General features: G+C 74.4%; 17 protein-coding genes and 3 tRNA genes. 5 read left to right on the top strand and 15 right to left on the bottom strand.

Translation table 11 applies throughout. The features are described from left to right. Nucleotides 1–205: 205 nt before the first annotated feature. Together ACQ452_RS06930 and ACQ452_RS06925 are read left to right on the top strand one after the other, a co-directional pair. The gene (locus tag ACQ452_RS06930) at nt 206–2,545 is read left to right on the top strand and encodes an RNA degradosome polyphosphate kinase (protein ID WP_433391184.1); all 2,340 of its coding nucleotides are present in this window, start codon (nt 206–208) and stop codon (nt 2,543–2,545) included. Nucleotides 2,546–2,568: 23 nt separating this feature from the next. Continuing rightward, a complete protein-coding gene (locus ACQ452_RS06925; RefSeq protein WP_433391181.1) occupies nt 2,569–3,534 on the top strand; it encodes an NUDIX hydrolase in 966 nt (321 codons plus the stop codon). Between the two features lie 49 nt (nt 3,535–3,583). Here ACQ452_RS06925 and ACQ452_RS06920 read toward each other — a convergent pair whose 3' ends face one another. From ACQ452_RS06920 to leuC, 4 genes are all read right to left on the bottom strand, one after another. Then, entirely contained in the window at nt 3,584–5,548 is a 1,965-nt protein-coding gene (locus tag ACQ452_RS06920; protein WP_433391178.1) for an endonuclease/exonuclease/phosphatase family protein, read from the bottom strand. A 201-nt stretch (nt 5,549–5,749) separates the two neighbouring features. Continuing rightward, a complete protein-coding gene (locus ACQ452_RS06915; protein WP_433394017.1) occupies nt 5,750–6,487 on the bottom strand; it encodes an HU family DNA-binding protein in 738 nt (245 codons plus the stop codon). Nucleotides 6,488–6,659: 172 nt separating this feature from the next. Beyond that, on the bottom strand, nt 6,660–7,247 hold the full coding sequence (gene leuD, locus ACQ452_RS06910; protein WP_433391175.1) for a 3-isopropylmalate dehydratase small subunit: 588 nt from the start codon (nt 7,245–7,247) through the stop codon (nt 6,660–6,662). A 12-nt stretch (nt 7,248–7,259) separates the two neighbouring features. Further along, a complete protein-coding gene (leuC, locus tag ACQ452_RS06905) occupies nt 7,260–8,708 on the bottom strand; it encodes a 3-isopropylmalate dehydratase large subunit (protein ID WP_433391172.1) in 1,449 nt (482 codons plus the stop codon). A gap of 49 nt (nt 8,709–8,757) precedes the next feature. On the opposite strand from leuC, the gene ACQ452_RS06900 reads away from it, so the two are divergent. Continuing rightward, entirely contained in the window at nt 8,758–9,444 is a 687-nt protein-coding gene (locus tag ACQ452_RS06900) for an IclR family transcriptional regulator (protein ID WP_433391169.1), read from the top strand. A gap of 176 nt (nt 9,445–9,620) precedes the next feature. Here ACQ452_RS06900 and ACQ452_RS06895 read toward each other — a convergent pair. The 4 genes from ACQ452_RS06895 to ACQ452_RS06880 all read right to left on the bottom strand — a co-directional run bounded on the left by ACQ452_RS06895 (nt 9,621) and on the right by ACQ452_RS06880 (nt 11,157). Then, nucleotides 9,621–9,693, bottom strand: a tRNA-Glu gene (locus tag ACQ452_RS06895). A gap of 269 nt (nt 9,694–9,962) precedes the next feature. Continuing rightward, nucleotides 9,963–10,035: transfer RNA gene (locus ACQ452_RS06890), tRNA-Glu, on the bottom strand. Nucleotides 10,036–10,174: 139 nt separating this feature from the next. Then, nucleotides 10,175–10,246, bottom strand: a tRNA-Gln gene (locus tag ACQ452_RS06885). 107 nt (nt 10,247–10,353) lie between these two features. Beyond that, complete coding sequence (locus ACQ452_RS06880) at nt 10,354–11,157, bottom strand: fumarylacetoacetate hydrolase family protein (RefSeq protein ID WP_433391167.1); 804 nt, start codon at nt 11,155–11,157, stop codon at nt 10,354–10,356. A gap of 206 nt (nt 11,158–11,363) precedes the next feature. Here ACQ452_RS06880 and ACQ452_RS06875 point away from each other — a divergent pair, with 206 nt between their 5' ends. Beyond that, the gene (locus tag ACQ452_RS06875; RefSeq protein ID WP_433391165.1) at nt 11,364–12,641 is read left to right on the top strand and encodes a hypothetical protein; all 1,278 of its coding nucleotides are present in this window, start codon (nt 11,364–11,366) and stop codon (nt 12,639–12,641) included. Between the two features lie 34 nt (nt 12,642–12,675). Then, nucleotides 12,676–13,578: a 3-methyladenine DNA glycosylase gene (locus ACQ452_RS06870; RefSeq protein ID WP_433391162.1), complete on the top strand. Its 903-nt coding sequence runs from the start codon at nt 12,676–12,678 to the stop codon at nt 13,576–13,578. Nucleotides 13,579–13,627: 49 nt separating this feature from the next. Here the strand turns inward: ACQ452_RS06870 and arfB are convergent, their stop codons facing one another. The 7 genes from arfB to ACQ452_RS06835 all read right to left on the bottom strand — a co-directional run bounded on the left by arfB (nt 13,628) and on the right by ACQ452_RS06835 (nt 19,090). Continuing rightward, a complete protein-coding gene (gene arfB, locus ACQ452_RS06865) occupies nt 13,628–14,053 on the bottom strand; it encodes an alternative ribosome rescue aminoacyl-tRNA hydrolase ArfB (RefSeq protein WP_433391159.1) in 426 nt (141 codons plus the stop codon). Between the two features lie 9 nt (nt 14,054–14,062). Continuing rightward, the gene (locus tag ACQ452_RS06860) at nt 14,063–14,365 is read right to left on the bottom strand and encodes a hypothetical protein (protein WP_433391156.1); all 303 of its coding nucleotides are present in this window, start codon (nt 14,363–14,365) and stop codon (nt 14,063–14,065) included. Between the two features lie 109 nt (nt 14,366–14,474). Beyond that, on the bottom strand, nt 14,475–15,335 hold the full coding sequence (locus ACQ452_RS06855) for a S1C family serine protease (RefSeq protein WP_433391153.1): 861 nt from the start codon (nt 15,333–15,335) through the stop codon (nt 14,475–14,477). A gap of 44 nt (nt 15,336–15,379) precedes the next feature. Continuing rightward, complete coding sequence (locus ACQ452_RS06850) at nt 15,380–16,339, bottom strand: VWA domain-containing protein (RefSeq protein WP_433391150.1); 960 nt, start codon at nt 16,337–16,339, stop codon at nt 15,380–15,382. Continuing rightward, nucleotides 16,336–17,310 (bottom strand): DUF58 domain-containing protein, encoded by a 975-nt coding sequence (locus tag ACQ452_RS06845; protein WP_433394015.1) that lies wholly within the window; start codon nt 17,308–17,310, stop codon nt 16,336–16,338. The genes ACQ452_RS06850 and ACQ452_RS06845 overlap by 4 nt, the downstream gene beginning before the upstream one ends. A 26-nt stretch (nt 17,311–17,336) precedes the next feature. Then, nucleotides 17,337–18,386, bottom strand: a complete 1,050-nt coding sequence (locus tag ACQ452_RS06840) for an AAA family ATPase (RefSeq protein ID WP_433391147.1) — start codon at nt 18,384–18,386, stop codon at nt 17,337–17,339. Between the two features lie 179 nt (nt 18,387–18,565). Further along, nucleotides 18,566–19,090 carry a hypothetical protein gene (locus ACQ452_RS06835; protein ID WP_433391144.1) on the bottom strand — a complete coding sequence of 175 codons (525 nt, stop codon included), beginning with the start codon at nt 19,088–19,090 and terminating at the stop codon, nt 18,566–18,568. Nucleotides 19,091–19,388: the final 298 nt, after the last annotated feature.

Here is a 19,388-nt window from a genome sequence, read left to right as displayed (position 1 = left end):
ACGCTGCTGCTCGACGACGGCACCGAGCTGGCCTTTCCGGCCCCGGCGTTCGACGCCTCGGGGCTGCGGCTGCTGCGCCTCGGGCAGCGGTTGCGCGTCGAGACCGACGCCGCCGGCGGCGTCGTGCGCGTGACGTTGCCGACGATGGCCTGATCGTCGGGCGAAGTCCGTTCTGCGTCGCCCCGATCCGGGCGATCATTGTCGGGTGAGCACCCCCCGTGAGCACTCCGCCCACCAACCGCAGACCGATCCGGCCGGCGCCCGCTCCCGGGGCGCCGACGGCCGCTTCCGGACCGGCGGATCCGCCGGGCGCCCCGGCACGCAAGCCCTCGACACCGACGCGGCGGCCGGCTCCGCCGTAGCTCCCGGCACGCACGTCCCCGGCACCGACGCGGCGGCCGGCTCCGCCGGTCTGGCGGAGGTGCTCGACGCGACGCCCGGCGCGGCGGCCGACCCCGGGGACGAGCTACCCCCGGCCGAGCCGCTGCCGGCGGACCGCTTCCTCAACCGGGAACTCTCCTGGCTCGACTTCAACGCCCGGGTGCTGGCCCTCGCCGAGGACCCCGGCACGCCGCTGCTGGAGAGGGCAAAGTACCTGGCCATCTTCGCCAGCAATCTCGACGAGTTCTACATGGTGCGGGTCGCCGGGCTGAAACGCCGGCTCCAGGCCGGCCTGCCGGTGCGCGGCGGCGACCGGATGCCACTGCGCACCCAGTTGGAGCTGGTCGCCGGCCGGGCCGCGACCCTGGTCGCCCGGCACTCGGCCTGTTTCACCGACGAGGTGCTGCCGAAGCTGGCGGCCGAGGACATCCGGATCCTGCGCTGGGCCGACCTGGACGACGCCGAGCGGCAGCGGCTGCGCGCGTACTTTCGGCAGCAGATCTTCCCCGTGCTGACCCCGCTGGCGGTGGACCCGGCGCACCCCTTCCCGTACATCTCGGGGCGGTCGCTCAACCTGGCGGTGGCGGTCCGCGACCCGGACGGCGGCTCGGAGTTCTTCGCCCGGGTCAAGATGCCGGACAACGTGCCCCGCTTCGTCCGGGTGCACCGCGACCTGCCGGGCGTGCGGATGCTGCCGGTGGAGGACCTGATCTCGGTGCACCTGGGGCAGCTCTTCTCCGGCATGCGGGTCGTCGAGTGCCACCTGTTCCGGGTCACCCGCAACGCCGAGATGGAGGTAGACGAGGACCGCGACGAGGACCTGCTCCAGGCCCTGGAACGGGAGCTGGCCCGGCGCCGGTTCGGCCCGCCCGTCCGGCTGGAGGTGGCCGCCTCGATCTCCGAGCACGTGCTGGAGCTGCTCGTGCGCGAGCTGGACATGCACGACCAGGAGGTGCTGCGGGTGCCCGGCCTGCTCGACCTGTCGGCGCTCTGGCAGCTCTACGACGAGGCCGACCGGCCGGACCTGAAGGACGCGCCGTTCGTGCCGGCCACCCATCCCCGCATCACCGAGGGCGAGATGCCGCGCAGCGTCTTCGCGACCCTGCGCGACGGCGACATCCTGGTGCACCACCCGTACCACTCGTTCGCCACCAGCGTGCAACGCTTCATCGAGCAGGCCGCGGCCGACCCGGACGTGCTGGCCATCAAGCAGACCCTCTACCGCACCAGCGGGGACTCCCCGATCGTCGACGCGCTCGTCGAGGCGGCGGCCGCCGGCAAGCAGGTGGTGGTGCTGGTCGAGGTCAAGGCGCGCTTCGACGAGGTCGCCAACATCGGCTGGGCGCGGACCCTGGAACGCGCCGGCTGCCACGTCGTCTACGGCCTGGTCGGTCTGAAGACGCACTGCAAGACGGCCCTGGTCGTACGCCAGGAGGGCAACCAGATCCGCCGCTACTGCCACATCGGCACCGGCAACTACCACCCGAAGACCGCCCGGCTCTACGAGGACTTCGGCATGCTCACCGCCGACCCGGAGGTCGGGGCCGACCTGACCGACCTGTTCAACGTGCTCACCGGCTACAGCCGGCAGACCGACTACCGGCGGCTCATGGTGGCGCCGCAGGGCATCCGCAGCGGGCTGATCGAGCGGATCGAACGCGAGATCGCGCACGTGCGGCTGGGCACGCCCGGGCTCGTGCAGATCAAGGTGAACTCGCTGGTCGACGAGAAGATCACGGACGCGCTCTACCGGGCCTCCCGGGCCGGCGTACACGTGGATCTGGTCATCCGGGGCATGTGCACGCTGCGCCCGGGGGTGCCCGGCCTGTCGGAGAACATCCGGGTCCGCTCGATCCTCGGCCGGTTCCTGGAGCACTCCCGGATCTTCCGGTTCGGCAACGACGGCGACGCCGAGTTCTGGATGGGCTCGGCCGACCTGATGCACCGCAACCTGGACCGGCGGGTCGAGGCGCTGGTGCGGGTGAGCGACCCGGTCGCCCGGGCCGAACTGGACCACGTGCTGACCGCCGCGATGAGCCCCGACGTGGACGCGTTCGAGCTGGCGGCGGACGGCACCTGGCGGCGGCGTACCGGCGCGGGCGGCGAGCCGCCGGTCCACCTCCAGGAGTTGCTGCTGCGTCGCGTCGGTGACACGGCGGGCTGACCGGGAGCGCATAGGCTGGCCACATGCTGGATGATCGGGACGCCGCCGGGCCGGGCCGCAGTTGGCCGGCCAGGGTCCCCGACGCGACGCCGCCGATCCGGGCGGCGGGCGGTGTCGTGTGGCGCCCGGCAGCCGGCCCCGGGCCGCAGGCCGGCGCCACCGTACCGCCCGACGGGGTGCGCGTCTGCCTGGTGCACCGGCCCCGCTACGGCGACTGGTCGCTGCCCAAGGGCAAGGTGGAGCCGGGCGAGCATCCGCTGCTCGCCGCCGTACGCGAGGTGGCCGAGGAGGCCGACGCCCGGGCCGTGCCGCAGGTGCGCCTGCCCACCGTGCGCTACCGCAGCGAGGGCCGCCCGAAGGTGGTCGACTACTGGTCGATGCGGGCGGTGGCCACCGGCGGTTTCCAGCCGGCCACCGAGGTCGACGATGTGTGCTGGCTCGGTGTGGACGAGGCGATCCGGCTGGTCAGCTACCCGCACGACGCCGAGGTGCTGGCCGCGTTCGCGGCCCTGCCGAGGGTCACCACGGCGGCGGTGCTGGTCCGGCACGCCCACGCCGGCAGGCGGGCCACCTACCCGGGCCCCGACACCGGCCGACCGCTCGACGCCCGGGGCCGGGCGCAGGCCCACGCGCTCGCCCCGCTGGTGGCCCTGGTCCGCCCGGTACGCCTGCTGTCGGCCTCGGCCCGCCGCTGCGTGCAGACCCTCGACCCGGCGGCGGCGCTGCTCGACCTGCCGATCGAGGTCCACGGCGACCTTGACGAGCCGCGACCGGGCCAGCAGCCCGACGAGTGCGCGCTGGCCACCGCCGCCCTCCTGGCCACGCTGGCGACCGCGGGCGAGCCGGCGGGGGTGTGCAGCCAGGGCAAGGTGATCCCGGACGCCCTGGCCCGGCTCAGCGGGCGGCCAGGCGACTTCACCACCCCGAAGGGCGGCGGCTGGCTGCTCGCCTTCGCCGCCGACCGCCTGCTCGCCGCCGACCGCCTCTGAGCGCCGCCGGGAGCCGCGACGGCCGCTGTCCCCGCCACGGCCGGGCGGGTCAGGTCGGCGGCAGGGTCAGCGTCACCGCGACCGGCAGATGGTCGCTGGCCGTACCAGGCGGGGCCGCCGGGTCGCCGGCCGCCAGGCCGGGGGTGACGAGAATGTGGTCGATCTGCTGGCTCGGGGCGTCCGCCGGGCTCGTCGGCAGGGGCCGGGCGGCGGCCAACGCGTCGACCAGGCCGGCCCGGGTGAACTCGGCGAACGCCGCGTCGCCCGGCTCGGTGTTCAGGTCGCCGGCGACCACCAGGGGCCGGCCGGCCGCGTACCGGAGGGCGAAGTCGGCAACCGCGCGGGCCTGGACCACCGGGGCCTCGCCGGGCGGCGGTTGCAGGTGGGTGGCGACCACCGCGAGGCGGACGCCCGCGCCGAGGTCGACCGTGACCCCGAGGGCCTGCGCCCCGGTGGGCGCGCCGAGCGCCGGCAGCGGCCGGGTACGCGCCGCGTCCAGTGGCCACCGGCTCAGCACCGCGTCGCCCCAGAGGGGGTCGGCGGCCGGCGCGAAGACGTACGGCATGTCCAGCCGCTCCGCCAGCAGGTCGAGTGTGTCGTGGCCGCCGTTGAGCAGCCAGCCCCGGTCCACCTCGCTGAGCGCCACGACGTCGGCCCCGGCGACGGCCCGCGCCAGCGCGTCCGGGTCGAACCGGCCGTGGATCCCGAACCCCATCCGGACGTTGTATGCCGCCACCCGCACCGTGTCCGGCGGCCCCTGACGGTTGCTGGCGGAGAGCGGTTCGTCGCTCACGACCGCGGCCAGCAGCGTCAGCGCGGCGACCGAGGCGGCCGTCCACACCGGCGGCAGCGGCGACCGGCGGGGCCCCGGGGCGGGCGGGGCGGCGAGCGCGACGGCGGCGACCAGCACCGCGACCGCCACCGGCAGCCCGGCGTTGGGGTGGCCGAGGTCGTAGGCGGAGTAGTACGCCACCGCCACGACGGCGAAGACCAGCATCCCGGCGACGGCGGCGTACCCGCGTCGTCGGGCGGCCCGTGCCGTGCCCGGCCCGCCGCCGGCCGCCCCCGGGGCACCGGTCTCGCCGCCGGCCGCCCCCGGGGCACCGGTCTCGCCGGCGTCGCCGTCGGCCGCGCCGGCCGATGCGAGGCACGCGCCGAGACCGGCGGCGGTGAGCAGGACGGCCGGCAGCAGCAGTTCCCCGCGCTCGAGGGCGACGAGGACGGCCCCGCCGAGCAGGGCCACCGGGCCGAGCCACCGCCAGGCGCCCCGGCGCGGCGAGGCCAGCGCGGCGAGCAGGAAGCCGCCGACCGCCACGGCGAGCGGGGCGGGGCCGAACAGCGGCACCGTGGCCATCCCCGCCTCATCGGCGGGGCCCGAGCGCAGCAGGCCGAACTGGTAGGAGGTCGCCGTCCGGGTGACCGCCGGGGAGAGCGCCACCATGCCGGCGAGCAGCAGCGCCGGCCCGGCCAGCAACCAGCTCCGTGCGCCGCCCGGACCGGGCGGCGGGGCGGGTCGCGCGTACCCCGCCAGGAAGAGTCCCCCGACCCCGACGGCGGCCAGCCACGCCGGCCACTGGCCGAAGGACGCCGAGCGGTACGTGTCCAGCGCCGTGTGCAGGGTGGCGCTGAGCGCCAGCCCGAGCGCCAATCCCGGTACGGGGCGGTCGGTGCCGGCGGCGGCACCGGCGAGCCAGACCAGCCCGGCGAGCAGGCCGGCCGTGGCGAGCCAGAGCTGGAGCCGGCCGCCCGGCTGGCCGTTGACGGCGAGGCGCGCGACGACCAGCAGCACCGCGGCGGCGAGGGTGACGGGGCGGGCGCCGACCCGGCGCACCAGTGCGGGCGCGGCCAGGGCGAGCAGGAACCAGCCGAGCGCGAACGCCCCCAGCAGTTCGGCGGGGGTCGAGGCGGCCTGCCCGAAGATGGTGATGACGGCCGGCAGGAAGACGCGCAGGACGTCGGCCAGGAGCACGACGCCCAGGGCGAGGGTGACTGTGGTGAGGTGGCGGTAGCGCACCGGGCTGCCTTTCGCCGACCGGAGGGGGTGCGGCGATTCTCCGGGCGGGACCCGGTCCCGGTCAACGGTCGGGGGCGCCCACCTGTCGGTGGACGCCCCCGCGTACCGCTGGCCTCGGCGCACGACCCTCCGGCCCGGCGCGTAGCCCGCGCACCGCGGCGCCTGCTCTTCCTGACTCGGCGCCTGGTCGCGGCCCCCGCCTCAGCGCTTGGCTGCCGCCTTCTTTGCCGGCGCCTTCTTTGCCGGCGCCTTCTTTGCCGCCGTGCTCTTGCTCGCCGTCGCGGTGGTCTTCTTCGCCGCGGTGGACTTCGTCGCCGCGGCGGACTTCTTCGCCGGCGCGGCCTTGGCGGTCGCGGTCTTCTTCGCCGCGGTGGTCTTGGTCGCCTTCGCCGCGGGGGCCTTCTTGGCCGCCGTGGTCGCCTTCGCGCCGGTCGCCTTGGCCCCGGTCGCCTTCGCGCCGGTCGCCTTCGCGCCGGTCGCCTTCGCGCCGGTCGCCTTGGCCCCCGTCGCCTTGGCCCCCGTCGCCTTGGCCCCCGTCGCCTTGGCCCCCGTCGCCTTGGCCCCCGTCGCCTTGGCCCCGGTCGCCTTCGCGCCGGTCGCCCCGGCGGACGTGGTCTTGGTGGCGGCCGTGGCCTTCTTCGCCGCCGCCGTGGCCTTCGGCACCTTGCCGCTGGCCACCATCTCCTTGAACCCGGCGCCCGGCCGGAAGGTCGGGACGGACGTCTTCTTGACCTTCACCGCCTCGCCGGTCCGCGGGTTGCGCGCTGTTCGGGCGCCCCGGACGCGCTTTTCGAACGCTCCGAATCCGGTGATCGCCACCTTCTCGCCCTTGGTGACCGCCGCCTGGACCTCAGCGAGGACCGCGTCGAGCGCAGCCGTCGCCGTCTTCCGGTCCCCCAGGCGAACGGCGAGCGCCTCGATGAGCTCGGCCTTGTTCACGACTTCCTCCCGATTGTGCAACTGACTCGACGCGAGCCATTCTGCGCGCACGGTATGCCCTGTGCTGCCGAGACACAAACATTCGGCCGAAAAAAGCCCTTGTGTCGTAACGGATTCACCCCCACCGGCCGGGCCGATGGGGGTGGAATCCGCTGTGGGATCGGGCGTACGGCTATGCGACCGAAGGCAGGAACGGCGGCCGGGTGGTCTCGAAGGCCTCGATCTCCGCGTCGTGGCGCAGGGTGAGTCCAATGTCGTCCAAGCCCTCCATCAGCCGCCAGCGGCTGAAGTCGTCAATCGGGAAGGGCCAACTGGCCGCCCCGACGCGCACCTGCCGGGTGGTCAGGTCGACGGTGACCGGGGTGGTCGGGTCGGCCTCCACCAGCTCCCAGATCCGCTCGACGGCTTTCAATTCCAGCTCGGCCGGGAGCAGGCCCTCCTTGAGCGCGTTGCCGCGGAAGATGTCGCCGAAGCCGGGGGCAATGACGGCGCGGAAGCCCCAGTCGCGCAGCGCCCAGACGGCGTGCTCCCGGGAGGAGCCGGTGCCGAACTCCGGACCGGCCACAAGGATCGGCGCACCCGAATGGGCGGGATCGTTGAACACGAATTCCGGGTCCTCGCGCCAGGCACTGAACAAGCCGTCCGCGAAACCGGTCCGGGTCACCCGCTTGAGGTACACGGCGGGGATGATCTGATCGGTGTCCACATTCGACCGCCGCAGCGGCACGGCCGGGCCCGTGTGGGTGGTGAACCGTTCCATCGGGTTGCCCTTCTACAGATCGGCGGGGGCGGCCAGCCGGCCCGCCACGGCGGTGGCGGCGGCGACCGGCGGGGAGACCAGGTGGGTGCGTGCGCCCCGGCCCTGGCGGCCCTCGAAGTTGCGGTTGGAGGTGGAGGCGGAACGCTGCCCCGGCGAGAGCGTGTCCGGGTTCATGCCCAGGCACATGGAGCAGCCGGCGAACCGCCACTCGGCGCCGGCCTCGGTGAAGACCTTGTCCAGCCCCTCCGCCTCGGCCGCCTCGCGAACGGCGGCGGATCCGGGCACGACCAGCATCCGCACCCGGTCGGCGACCCGGTGCCCGCGCAGCACGTCGGCGGCGGCGCGCAGATCCTCCAGCCGGCCGTTGGTGCAGGAGCCGACGAAGACCACGTCGACCGGCAGGTCCCGCAGCCGCGTGCCGGGGCGCAGGTCCATGTACTCCAGCGCACGCCGGGCGGCGGTCTGCTCGGCCTCGGTGCCGAACTGCTCCGGGGAGGGCACCACCGCGCCCAGCGGTGCGCCCTGGCCCGGGTTGGTGCCCCAGGTGACGAACGGGGTGACGGCGGCAGCATCCAGGGTCACCTCCGCGTCGAACGTGGCGTCCTCGTCCGTGGGCAGGGTCCGCCACCAGGCGAGCGCCGCGTCCCAGTCGGCGCCCGTCGGGGCGTTCGGCCGCCCCTTCAGGTACGCGTAGGTCGTCTCGTCGGGCGCGATCATCCCGGCCTTGGCGCCCCACTCGATGGACATGTTGGCGATGGTCATCCGCCCCTCCATGGACAGCGACCGGATCGCCTCGCCGCGGTACTCGACGATGTGCCCACGACCGCCGCCCGTGCCGACCTGGGTGATCAGGGCGAGCACCAGGTCCTTGGCGGTGACCCCGGGGGCGAGCTGCCCCGTCACGTTCACCGCCATCGTCTTCGGTCGGCTCTGCGGCAGCGTCTGGGTGGCCAGCACGTGCTCGACCTCGCTCGTGCCGATGCCGAACGCCAGCGCGCCGAACGCGCCGTGGGTGGCGGTGTGCGAGTCGCCGCAGACGATCGTCATGCCCGGTTGGGTGACCCCGAGCTGCGGGCCGATGACGTGCACGATGCCCTGGTTGGCGTCGCCCAGCGGGTGCAGCCGGACGCCGAACTCGGCGCAGTTGCGGCGCAGCGTCTCGATCTGCGTACGCGACGTGGGGTCGGCGATGGTGAGCAGGTCGCCACGCCGCTGGCGGAACGACGGGTCGGCGTACCCCGTCGGGGTGTTGTGGTCCTCCGTCGCGAGCGTCAGGTCGGCGCGGCGCACCCGACGCCCGGCGAGGCGCAGCCCGTCGAAGGCCTGCGGGCTGGTCACCTCGTGCAGCAGGTGCAGGTCGATGAAGAGCAGATCGGGCTCGCCCTCGGCGGACCGTACGACGTGTGCGTCCCAGACCTTCTCGGCCAGGGTCCTCGGCTCGGCAGTAGTGACTCCCACCATCTGGACATCCTAAATTCTGGGAGGTAAGTTTCGGTTTGTGGGACACAGTATGAGCGGTGTCGGCGTTCTCGACAAAGCGGTGGTCATCCTGGCCGCCTGCGTCGACGGCGCCAGCCTGGCCGAACTCGTTGAACGCACCAAGCTGCCCCGGGCCACCGCGCACCGGCTGGCGCAGGCGCTGGAGATACACCGGATGCTGGTGCGGGACACCCAGGGGCGCTGGCGTCCCGGCCCGCGCCTGGGTGAACTCGCCAACGCCGCGCCGGACGTGCTCCTGACGGCGGCGGAGCCGCTGCTCGCCGCCCTGCGGGACGCCACCGGCGAAAGCGCCCAGCTCTACCTGCGCCGCGCCGACGAGCGCATCTGCGTGGCTGCCACCGAGCGGGCCAGCGGCCTGCGGGACACCGTGCCGGTCGGCTCGGTGCTGCCGATGACGGCGGGCTCCGCGGCGCAGATCCTGCTGGCCTGGGAGCCGCCGGAGGCCGTGATGCCGCTGCTGCCCCGCTCCAAGTTCACCGGCCGCACCCTGGCCGAGGTGCGCCGCCGGGGCTGGGCCCAGAGCGTCGCCGAGCGGGAGCCCGGTGTGGCGAGCATCTCGGCGCCCATCCGCGACCGCACCGGCCGGGTCATCGCCTCGATCAGCATTTCGGGCCCGATCGAGCGGCTGGGACGCCGCCCCGGCGAACGCCACGCGATGGCCGTCGTCCGAGCCGGCCAACGCCTCTCCGGCCTCTAACCCCACCCTCCACCCCCACCTGCGGGGTTGATCATGAAGTTATTGCCCGTCCGCCCGGCGTGTCGTGGCAATAACTTCATGATCACCGGGGCGGGGTGGGGCCGGGGCGGGGTGGGGTGGGGGGTGGGATAGCGGAAGACCCGCCGCGCGGAGCGTGGCGGGTCTTCTGTGAGTTGTAGCCCCGACCGGATTCGAACCGGCGCTACCGCCTTGAGAGGGCGGCGTCCTGGGCCACTAGACGACGGGGCCAAGACTTTTACTGCTTCCACCGCCCTTCCGGGCGGTGCCGCTGTAGTCTAGCGGCGTTCCCTGGGGGAGCGAAAACCGGGGCGGTCGCCGCCGGAGGGCGGGAAGGGCGGAAGCGTGCCCACCCGAGCACCGGGAGACGACCGCAGGGGCGCCGAGGGCGTGTGCGGGCATCCGGTCGGGCGGCGTGCGAGACGGCCCGTCCATGCGAAACGGCCCGTCCATGCGAAACGGCCCGTCCCACCGGAGTGGAACGGGCCGTGCGAATGCTGTAGCCCCGACCGGATTCGAACCGGCGCTACCGCCTTGAGAGGGCGGCGTCCTGGGCCACTAGACGACGGGGCCAGAACTTTCACTGCGGCACCACTCCGTCGAGCGGTGCCGCTGGACTCTATCAGAGACAACCCCGGTCCCCTGACCGGGAACCGGAGCTGATCTCTTCACGAGAACCAGCGCCCGAGGCTCTTTTCGAACCTCGACTGCGCTGGGGTACCAGGACTCGAACCTAGACTAACTGAACCAGAATCAGTTGGGCTGCCAATTACCCCATACCCCATTGGCCCCTTGCGGTGCCGGGAGCAAACTTTACCCTCCCGGTGCCGGCAGGCCAAATCGAGTTCCCCAAACCGCCCCTGAACTGCGGAAACGGGACCCCGACGCGGATCAGACGACCGGCACCACCGGGTTGGTCAACTCCCCGATCCCCTCGATCCGCACGGTGACCGTATCCCCCTCCACGATGGGGCTAACCCCCGCCGGCGTGCCGGTGAGCACCACGTCGCCGGGAAGCAGCGTCATCACGTGTGAGACATACGACACGAGGCCCGGCACGTCGAAGACCATGTCCCGGGTCCGGCCGAGCTGACGGACCTCCATCGCCTCGGGGTCGCGGCCCACCTCGCAGCGGATCTCCAGGTCGCGCACGTCCAGCCCGGTGGTGATCCACGGCCCGATGGGGCAGAACGAGTCGAAGCCCTTCGCCCGGGTCCACTGGTCGTCGGAGCGTTGCAGGTCCCGGGCGGTGATGTCGTTGGCGCAGGTGTAGCCGAAGATGGCCCGTTCGGCGGCGGCCCGGTCGGCGCGGCGGGCGCCCGGTGCGCCGATCACCACCGCCAGCTCGGCCTCGTGCTCGACCTGCTTCGAGAAGATCGGCAGTCGGATCGCGTCCCGGGGCCCGATGACGGAGGTCGACGGCTTGAGGAAGAGCAGCGGCTCCTTCGGCACCTCGCTGCCGTGCTCGGCCGCGTGTTCGGCGTAGTTGCGGCCGACGCAGACGACCTTGCTGGGCAGGATCGGCGAGAGCAGTCGGACGTCGGAGAGCGCCCACCGGGCGCCGTTGAAGGTGATCTTGCCGAACGGGTGGCCCTCGATCTCGGCGACGGTCAGGCCCTGCGGGCCCGCCTCCGACTCGCCCTCGACGACCCCGAACGACATTCCCTTGGCATGAGCAAAACGAGCGATACGCACCAGGCCAATCTAGCCCCGACGGCCCGCCCACCGGCCCAGGCGGGACGCGGACGGCCCCAGCGTGGCCCGCCGAGCACGGCGGGGAGGCGGTGCGGGGGGCCGGGGGCGCACCCTATCCCCCCGCCGGTTCCCGGGGGCGGTGTTCGCGAATTCGTACCCGCCCGGCGTCGGCCCGCCCCTAGCGTCGGCTGCGGAGGTTCGTTCGTATGCCTGCATCGACACGACACCACAGGGCCCTCGCAGTGTTCGTACACTGCCTCGGCATTCTCGCCGCCGTGCCCGCACTGCCCGCGGCGGCCCCACCCGCGGCGGCCGCGCCACCACCGGCGGCCGCGCCGACCCCGCAACCGGCGATGCCGTCGGCGCCGCCGGCGGTGCCCACCCCGACCCGGGCGGCCCCGCCGGTGGCGAAGCCGCCGGTCACGGTCGCGGTGGTGCCGGAGAGCACGCCGGCGCCGCGCTACCGCATCCAGGTCCGCAACAGCGGCCCCACTCCGGTCGACACCACGGTGCGCCAGGAGTTGCCGGCCGGCGCGTCGGCGACCGCCATCACCGCCGGGGGCCGGGCCACCCGGGACGCCGGGCGGTCGGCCATCGAGGTGACCTGGCAGCTCAAGCTGCCCGCCCGCAGCACCACCACCCTGGGCACGGCACTCACCGCCGCCGCACCGGACCGGCCGCTGACCGCCCCGGCCTGCGCCTTCGACCGCGCCGGCAGCCGGCCGTACGACTGCGCGACGGCGACCTGGAACGGGGTCGCGCCGGCCGCCGCGGCCGAGCGGTCCGAGCCGCCGCCGTGGCGCCGGACACCGGTGCTGCTGGCCGCGCTGGCCGCGGTGGTGGTGCTCGCCGTGGGCGGGGCCTGGATCTGGCGGCGGCGACGCCGACCGGTGGCCGCCGCGCTCACCGGCGGGGGGCCGGGAACGGTCTACCCGCGCCCGGCCGCGCCCCGCCCCGAGCAGATCCGCCGCAGGCCGTCCGTCTGGTTGATCGTGCCGGTGGCCGCCGCGGTGCTGGCGGGCACGGTGGGCACGGCCGCCTGGACGGCCACCCGGCAGGCCGCCGCCATCGACACCGACGGCCAGCCGACCGGCGGCGCGTGGGTCGGCCGGGGGGTGAACGGCACCGTCGGGGAGCCGCTGCGCGAGTCGGCGTTCGAGTTCACCGTGTACCGCGTCGCCTGCCGACCGGGCGGGGAGGCCCGGCGGTGCGAGGCCACCGTCGGGGTGCGCAACCTCACCCGGGAGCAGCAGAGCTGGCACGGCCGGCTGCAACGGGCGTACCTGCCCGACGGCAACTTCGTCAGCGCCGACGAGCAGGCGACGCGCGCCGCCAACCAGGGCCGTGACGTCTTCGCCCAGCCGATGGCGGGCGGCGCCCGCACGGTGCTGCCGCTGGTCTTCACGGTCGCCGGGCAGGCCCCGGAGCAGTTGGAGCTGCGCAGCGGGGTGTTCTCCGCCGGGGTCCGGGTGGACGTGCCCTGACCGGGGCCGGGGGCGGCGGTCGTACGCTTGCCCGGTGACCGCCGCCCCCGCCCCGACCGTCGTGCTCGACGCGGCGCGGTGGCAGGCGCGGCGCCGGGCCCACGAGGAGCGGGTCGACGCCTGGCTCACCCCGCACCTGGAACGCCGCCGCCGGGGCGCCCGGCATCCGGTGGAGGACTTCCTCTTCACCTACTACTCGCACCGCCCCGCCCAGCTACGCCGCTGGCACCCGGGGGCGGGGGCGCTGCTGCGGGACGCGGACCCGGCCGCGTTCGGCCGCGAGTACCGCGCCACCGCCGCCGGGGTCACCCTCGACACCGAGGCGGTACGCGCCCGTCGCGCCGAGTCGATCGGGTGGATCCGGGGGCTGCTGGCGGCCACCGCCGGCCGGCCCGCGCACCTCGGCTGCTTCGGGATGCACGAGTGGGCCATGGTCTACCGGCAGACCCAGGAGGAGGTACGCCACAACGCCTGGCCGCTGCGGCTCAGCCCCGAGGCGACCGCGGCGGTGGTGGCGGAGCGGGGCGTGCGGTGCAGCCACTTCGACGCGTACCGGTTCTTCACCGCGCCGGCCCGCCCGCTGAACCTGCTCACCCCGACGCGCGAGACGCAGCACGCCCACGAACAGCCGGGCTGCCTGCACGCCAACATGGACTGTTACAAGTGGGCGTACAAGCTCTCCCCACTGGTGCCGAGCGAGCTGGTCGCCGACGCGTTCGAGCTGGCCCGGGAGATCCGCACGCTGGACATGCGCGCCTCCCCGTACGACCTGGAGGCCCTCGGCTACGCCCCGCTGCGGGTGGAGACCGCCGAGGGACGCCACGAGTACGTGCGGGCGCAGCGGTCGTTCGCGCGGCGCGCCGCGCCCCTGCGGGCGCGGCTGGTCGCCGAGTGCGACCGGCTCCTGGGCACCACCGCACCGAGCCGGGCCGACTGAACCCGGCCGACGGGCGCCCGGCGCGGTTCGGTCGCCGTCGACGCGCGGTTCAGTCGCCGTCGACGCGGCGGTCGCGCTTGCGCTGGGACCGGCGCTTCTTGTCGGCCAGCCGGCGCTCCTTGGCCCCGCGGGACGGGCGGGTGGGCCGGCGCGGCGGGGGCGGCGGGGCGGCGGCCTCGCGCAGCAGGGCCGCCAGCCGTTCCCGGGCGGCCTCCCGGTTGGCCAACTGCGCCCGGTGTTCGCTGGCGGTCACGGTGAGCACGCCGTCGACCAGCCGACCGGCGAGCCGTTGCAGCGCCCGTTCCCGCACCGGCTCGGGCACACCGGGCGAGGCCGCCAGGTCGTAGCTCAACTCGACCCGGGAGTCAGTGGTGTTGACGCCCTGCCCACCGGGCCCCGACGACCGGGAGAAGCGTTCCCGCAGCTCGGCTGCGGGAACGGTCCACCGGTCGGTCACCCGCAGTCCGTCGTCCACTCCCCGAGGCTAACGCCCCACCCTGACGCCCGTGGTGGCGGACGGGCTCGGGGACGGGCCGGGCGGGGCGGGCGCACCGTCGGTGTCGGCGGCGGCGTACGCGACCGCGCCCAGCAGCAGCAGGGCGATCACCCCGACCTTCGTGGTGGCCACCCTGATCAGCAGCCACGCGGTTCGCCGGGCGACGGGCAGGGTCTTGCGGACGGTCTGGTAGTCGGCCCAGCCGCGTCGCGCCCGGGCGTACGCCGACCCCACCCCGGTACCGATCAACAGGCCCACCAGCAGGAGGACCACGAACTCAGGACGCTCCACCCACGCCAGTAATCCAGACCCGGCGTGATATTTCCATCGGGTGATCACTGGCCGCCAAGATCCGACAGTTTTCACGTTCCCGGCCGGCCCGAACGGGCGTACCCGCAGCTCAGCCGCCCTTGCCGATGATCGTGTCGGCGGTCTGCTGCACCTGTTCGATGGGGATGGCGAAGCCGATCCCGATCGAACCGTTGCCGTCGATCGTGGCGATGGCCGTGTTGACCCCGACCACCTCGCCGCGCGCGTTCACCAGCGGGCCGCCGGAGTTGCCCGGATTGATCGAGGCATCGGTCTGCACGGCGTGGTGCCGGTTGTCGCCGAGGCGTACCTGCCGGTCCAGGGCGCTGACGATGCCGGCGGTGACGGTGCCGGGCAGCCCCAGCGGCGAGCCGACCGCCAGCACCGGCTCGCCCACCCGGGTGGAGCCCGGCTTGGCCAGCGGCAGCGCCGTGAGACCGGCCGACGGCGGCACCCGCAGCACCGCGAGGTCGCTGCGCGGCTCCCGGCCGACCACCTCGGCGGCGAACCGCCGGCCGTCGGGCAGTTCCACGGTCACCGAGCCGCCACGCCCCTTGGCCAGGATGTGGTCGTTGGTGACGATGTGCTGCTGGTCGTCGACGGCGAAGCCGGAGCCGGTCGCCGAGGAGCCACCCGCCCCGCCCACGAGCACCGAGACCACCCCCGGCACGGTCTTCCCGGCCGCGGTCACCAGCTCCGCCGGGACCGGGGCCGCCGCGGCCGCCGCCGGGCCGGGGGCGTCCCGGCCGGCCACCACGCCGCCGGCCACCGCGCCGGAGACGGACGACAGGGCCACCACCGCCAGCCCCGCCAGGAGCCGGCCCCGCGGGCGCCACCGGCCCGGGCCATTCTCCGGCCCGGGCCCGTCCCACCGGCCCCGGCCGTCCGGATCCAGCTCGGGCGAGATGAACCAGGGGCCGCGCGGTTCGCCCAGCCCGGTCTGCACTGCCATGCGTACGCTCCTCACGTGTCCTTCTCGACGGTGGCCGGACGGGTTCAGGGCAGCCGGGAGAACCAGCGCATCGAGCCGGCCGCCGCGCCCATGGCGAGCATCAGCCCGAGACCGATGAAGCGGGCCGAGACGTCCTGCCGTTCGGTGCGATAGCCGACCGAGGTGCCGATGTCCTCGTAGACGGCGCGCAGCTCGTCGCTGGTGTTGGCCTCGTGGAACACGCCGCCCGTCTCCTCGGCGACCGCGCGCAGGGTCTGCCCGTCCACGGGCACCTGGATCGGCCGGCCGCCCCGGTCCACGGTGCCGCCCGGGGTGCCGAACGAGATGGTGTGCACGGGCACCTTCATGTCGATCGCCTCGGCCGCCGCCTCCATCGGGTCCATGCCGGACGTGTTCGCGCCGTCGGAGAGCAGGATGATCCGGGCCGGCGGCGGATCCTTGGCCGCCTGGCTGTCGAAGCCCCGCACCGCGCCGAGCGAGGTGCTGATGGCCTCCCCGATCGCCGTGCCCTGCACCCCGGTGGCCCCCTCGACCAGCCGCTCGACCCCCTCGTGCAGCGCCTCCCGGTCGGTGCTCGGCGGCACCAGCACCGCCGCGCTGCCGGCGAACGCGACAAGCCCGACGTTGAACTCGTCGGGCAGCCCATCGACGAAGCGCCGGGCGGACTCCTTGGCGGCGCTGAGCCGGTCCGGTTCCACGTCGCCGGCGAGCATCGAGGTGGAGACGTCGACGGCGACCATCACCGTCGCCCGTTCGCGGGGCACCCGCACCTCCGCCGTGGGCCGGGCGAAGCCGACCACCAGCAGCGCCAGCATGGCCAGGAAGAGCCCGGCCGGCACGTGCCGGCGCCAGGCGGGGCGCTTGGGCGCGACCCGGTCGAGCAGCCGCAGGTTGGTGAAGCGGACGGCGTAGCGGCTGTGCCGCCGCTGCATCAGCAGGTAGCCGGCGGCCAGGGCGAGCACCCCGAGCAGCAGCCAGAGCCGGGCGGGGGACTGCCAGCTCACGCCGTACCTCCCCGGGCCGCCCGGGCCGGTGCCGCCGCCAGCCGACGCTGGGCGTGCACGTGCCGCACGATGTCGGCACCCCAGTCCCGGTCGGTGCGCAGCGGCAGGTGCGTGGCCCCGCTGCGGCGCACCGCCTGGCGTACCTGCTCGCGCTGGACGGCGGCGGCTGCCGCGTAGCGCTCGCGCAGCGCCCGGTCGCCGGTCCAGATCTCGCGCCGCCGCCCGGTCTCCGGGTCGACCAGGGTGACCAGGCCGACGTCGGGCAGCTCCAGTTCGCGGGGGTCGGTCACCTGCACGGCGAGCACCTGGTGCCGCACGGCGAGGCGGCGCAGGGACGGTTCCCAGGAGGTGGGGTGCCGGGGGTCGTCGGGCAGGCCGTCGAGGAAGTCCGAGACCACGACGACGAGGCCGCGGCGCAGCGCCACCCGCTGCACGGCGGCCAACCCGTCGGCCAGGTCGGGGCCCGCCGACGCCGGATCACCGCCGGCGCGCGGGGCGTTCAGCAGGGCGCGCAGCAGCCCGAGCAGGTGGGTACGCCCGCTGCGGGGCGGAAAGCGGCGCAGCCCGGCCGGGCCGAGCACCTGCGCACCGAGGCGGTTGCCCACGCCCCCGGTGAGGAAGCCGACCGCCGCGACGGCGGCGACCGCCAGCTCGCGTTTGTCCAGCTCGGCGGTGCCGTACTCCATGCTGGGGCTCGCGTCGACAAGCAGCCAGGTGGTCAGCTCCCGGTCGGCGTCGACCTCGCGCACGTGCGGCACCCCGGTGCGGGCGGTCACCGCCCAGTCCATCCGGCGGACCTCGTCCTCCCCGGGGCGGTACTCCCGGCTGCCGGACGGTTCGCTGCCCGGGCCGGGCAGCAGGCCACGGTAGCGGCCGTGCAGCAGCCCGTCGAGGCGGCGGGTGACGGTCAGTTCCAGCCGACGCAACCGCCGGTCCCCGGTGAGCTCGGCCAGTCCCGGGTCCGCCGGCACGGTCGGCGCGTCCGCCCCGCCCCACCTCATGCCGCCGCCAGCTCGGTCGCGGGTTCCGGGTGGCCGGTGGCGACGCGGGGCGGCGGCACGGCCTCCACAAGTCGCCGGACCACCGCCTCGGCGGCCACCCCGTCGGCGACCGCGTCGAAGGAGAGCACCAACCGGTGGGCGAGCACGTCGACGGCGAGTTCGCGGACGTCCTCGGGCAGCACGTACTCGCGCCCGCGCAGCAGCGCCTGGGCCCGGGCGGCGGCGACCAGGCCGAGGGTGGCGCGGGGGCTCGCCCCGTACGCGAGCAGCGGGGCGACCTCGGGCAGGCCGAACCGGCCCGGGTCGCGGGTGGCGAGGACGAGCCGGACCACGTACTCGGCGAGGGCGTGGTGCACGAAGACGTGGGCGGCGCGGGCCTGTAGTTCCCGCAGCCGCTGGGGATCGAGCACCCGGCGGGCGGTGGGTCGGTCGGCGCTCATCCGGTAGAGGATGGTGAGTTCGTCGGCGTCGCTGGGGTAGTCGACGACGACCTTCATCAGGAACCGGTCGCGTTGCGCCTCCGGGAGCTGGTAGACGCCCTCGGACTCGATCGGGTTCTGGGTGGCCAGCACCAGGAACGGCTCGGGCACGGGATAGCTGTGCCCGCCGATGGAGACCTGCCGTTCGGCCATCGCCTCCAGAAGGGCGGACTGCACCTTGGCCGGGGCGCGGTTGATCTCGTCGGCGAGCACCAGGTTCGCCATGATCGGGCCCAGTTCGACGTCGAAGTTCTCCCGCGACGCCCGGTAGATCCTGGTGCCGACGATGTCGGAGGGGACGAGGTCGGGGGTGAACTGGATGCGGGAGAAGGTGCCGCCCACCACGGTGGACAGGGTCTGCGCGGCGAGCGTCTTGGCCACCCCGGGCACGCCCTCCAGCAGGCAGTGCCCGTCCGCGACGAGGGCGGTGAGCAGGCGTTCGACGAGTCGATCCTGCCCGACGATCACGCGTTTGACCTCGAAGAGGGTCTGTTCCAGGTCGGCCGCCGTCGCGTCGGGATCGGCCGGGCTGGGCACGCTGGCCAGGGTGTCCGAGATGTCCGTCACGGTGCTTGCTTCCCGTGGCGGTGGCCGGGCAAACGTCGGATTATCAGCGCCGGAGCGCCCCTAACGGCCTCGAACCGGGACGACCCACCCGCCCCGCGCCCGGCTGCCGCAGCCGTACGGAACCCGATGCCGGAAGGGAAGGGCCCCTACGATCAGGGGCCCTTCCCTTCCGCGTGTGGTCAGTTGGCGACGACCAGGTGGAACGGCCGGTCCGCCGGCGTGCCCGACGAGTTGCGGGTCTGGACGAAGACCGCGTTCGGCGTCTGGAGCCGCGGCGCCACCGAGATCTCGCCGCCCGGCGGCACGTTGGACGGGTCGGCGCTGCCGATGGTCGCCACGTACGTCTTCTGCGAGACGTTGTAGTTGAACAGGACCTGGTACTGCCCGGGGCCGTACCGGGTGGCGGAGACCGCCTCGGGCGAGCCGCGCAGCAGGGTGCCGCCGATGACGACGGCGGAGGCGACGGTGCCCGGCGTGGTCGCCAGCGCCGACGGGCCCTGCGCCAGCGCCGCCCTGGCCCTGCGGGCCTCGGCGGGGGTCACGGCCGGCTGGCTGCCGGAGCCGGGCTGGCGGACGGCCGGCTGGGCCGCCTCGACGGGCGCCTGCGCGGCTGGCTGGGCGACGGCGATCCCGCCCCCGGCCAGGGTGAGTGCCAGGGCGGCGAAGCCCACCGCTATCGCCTTACGTCGGAAGATTGTGGTCATGACAGGTCTCCCTTTTGTTGACCGTGCGGATTCGACCGATCCCACCGATCGCGGGACTGGCTGATGTCCATTTCGCGGGCCGGGAAAATGAGTGACGACCGCCCGGACGCCCGTGCTTCCGGCCGCCCGCAGACGCTATCGACTCAACGATTTTCACCGCCCCTGAGCAGGCATTACTACTCAGAGTTTCGACGTCTCAACCCACTGGAACCTAGCACCGGAAAAAGCAGCACGTCAATAGTTGATCACATTCCGTTAACCATCGGACAGCGCGCCGCAGAATTGTGAGAAGCGAGCG

The sequence above is a fragment of the Micromonospora sp. KLBMP9576 genome (genome assembly GCF_050941805.1).
GTDB lineage: Bacteria > Actinomycetota > Actinomycetes > Mycobacteriales > Micromonosporaceae > Micromonospora.
Note: the sequence above shows the minus strand (reverse complement) of the source record. Positions and strands in the feature narration are given on the sequence as shown.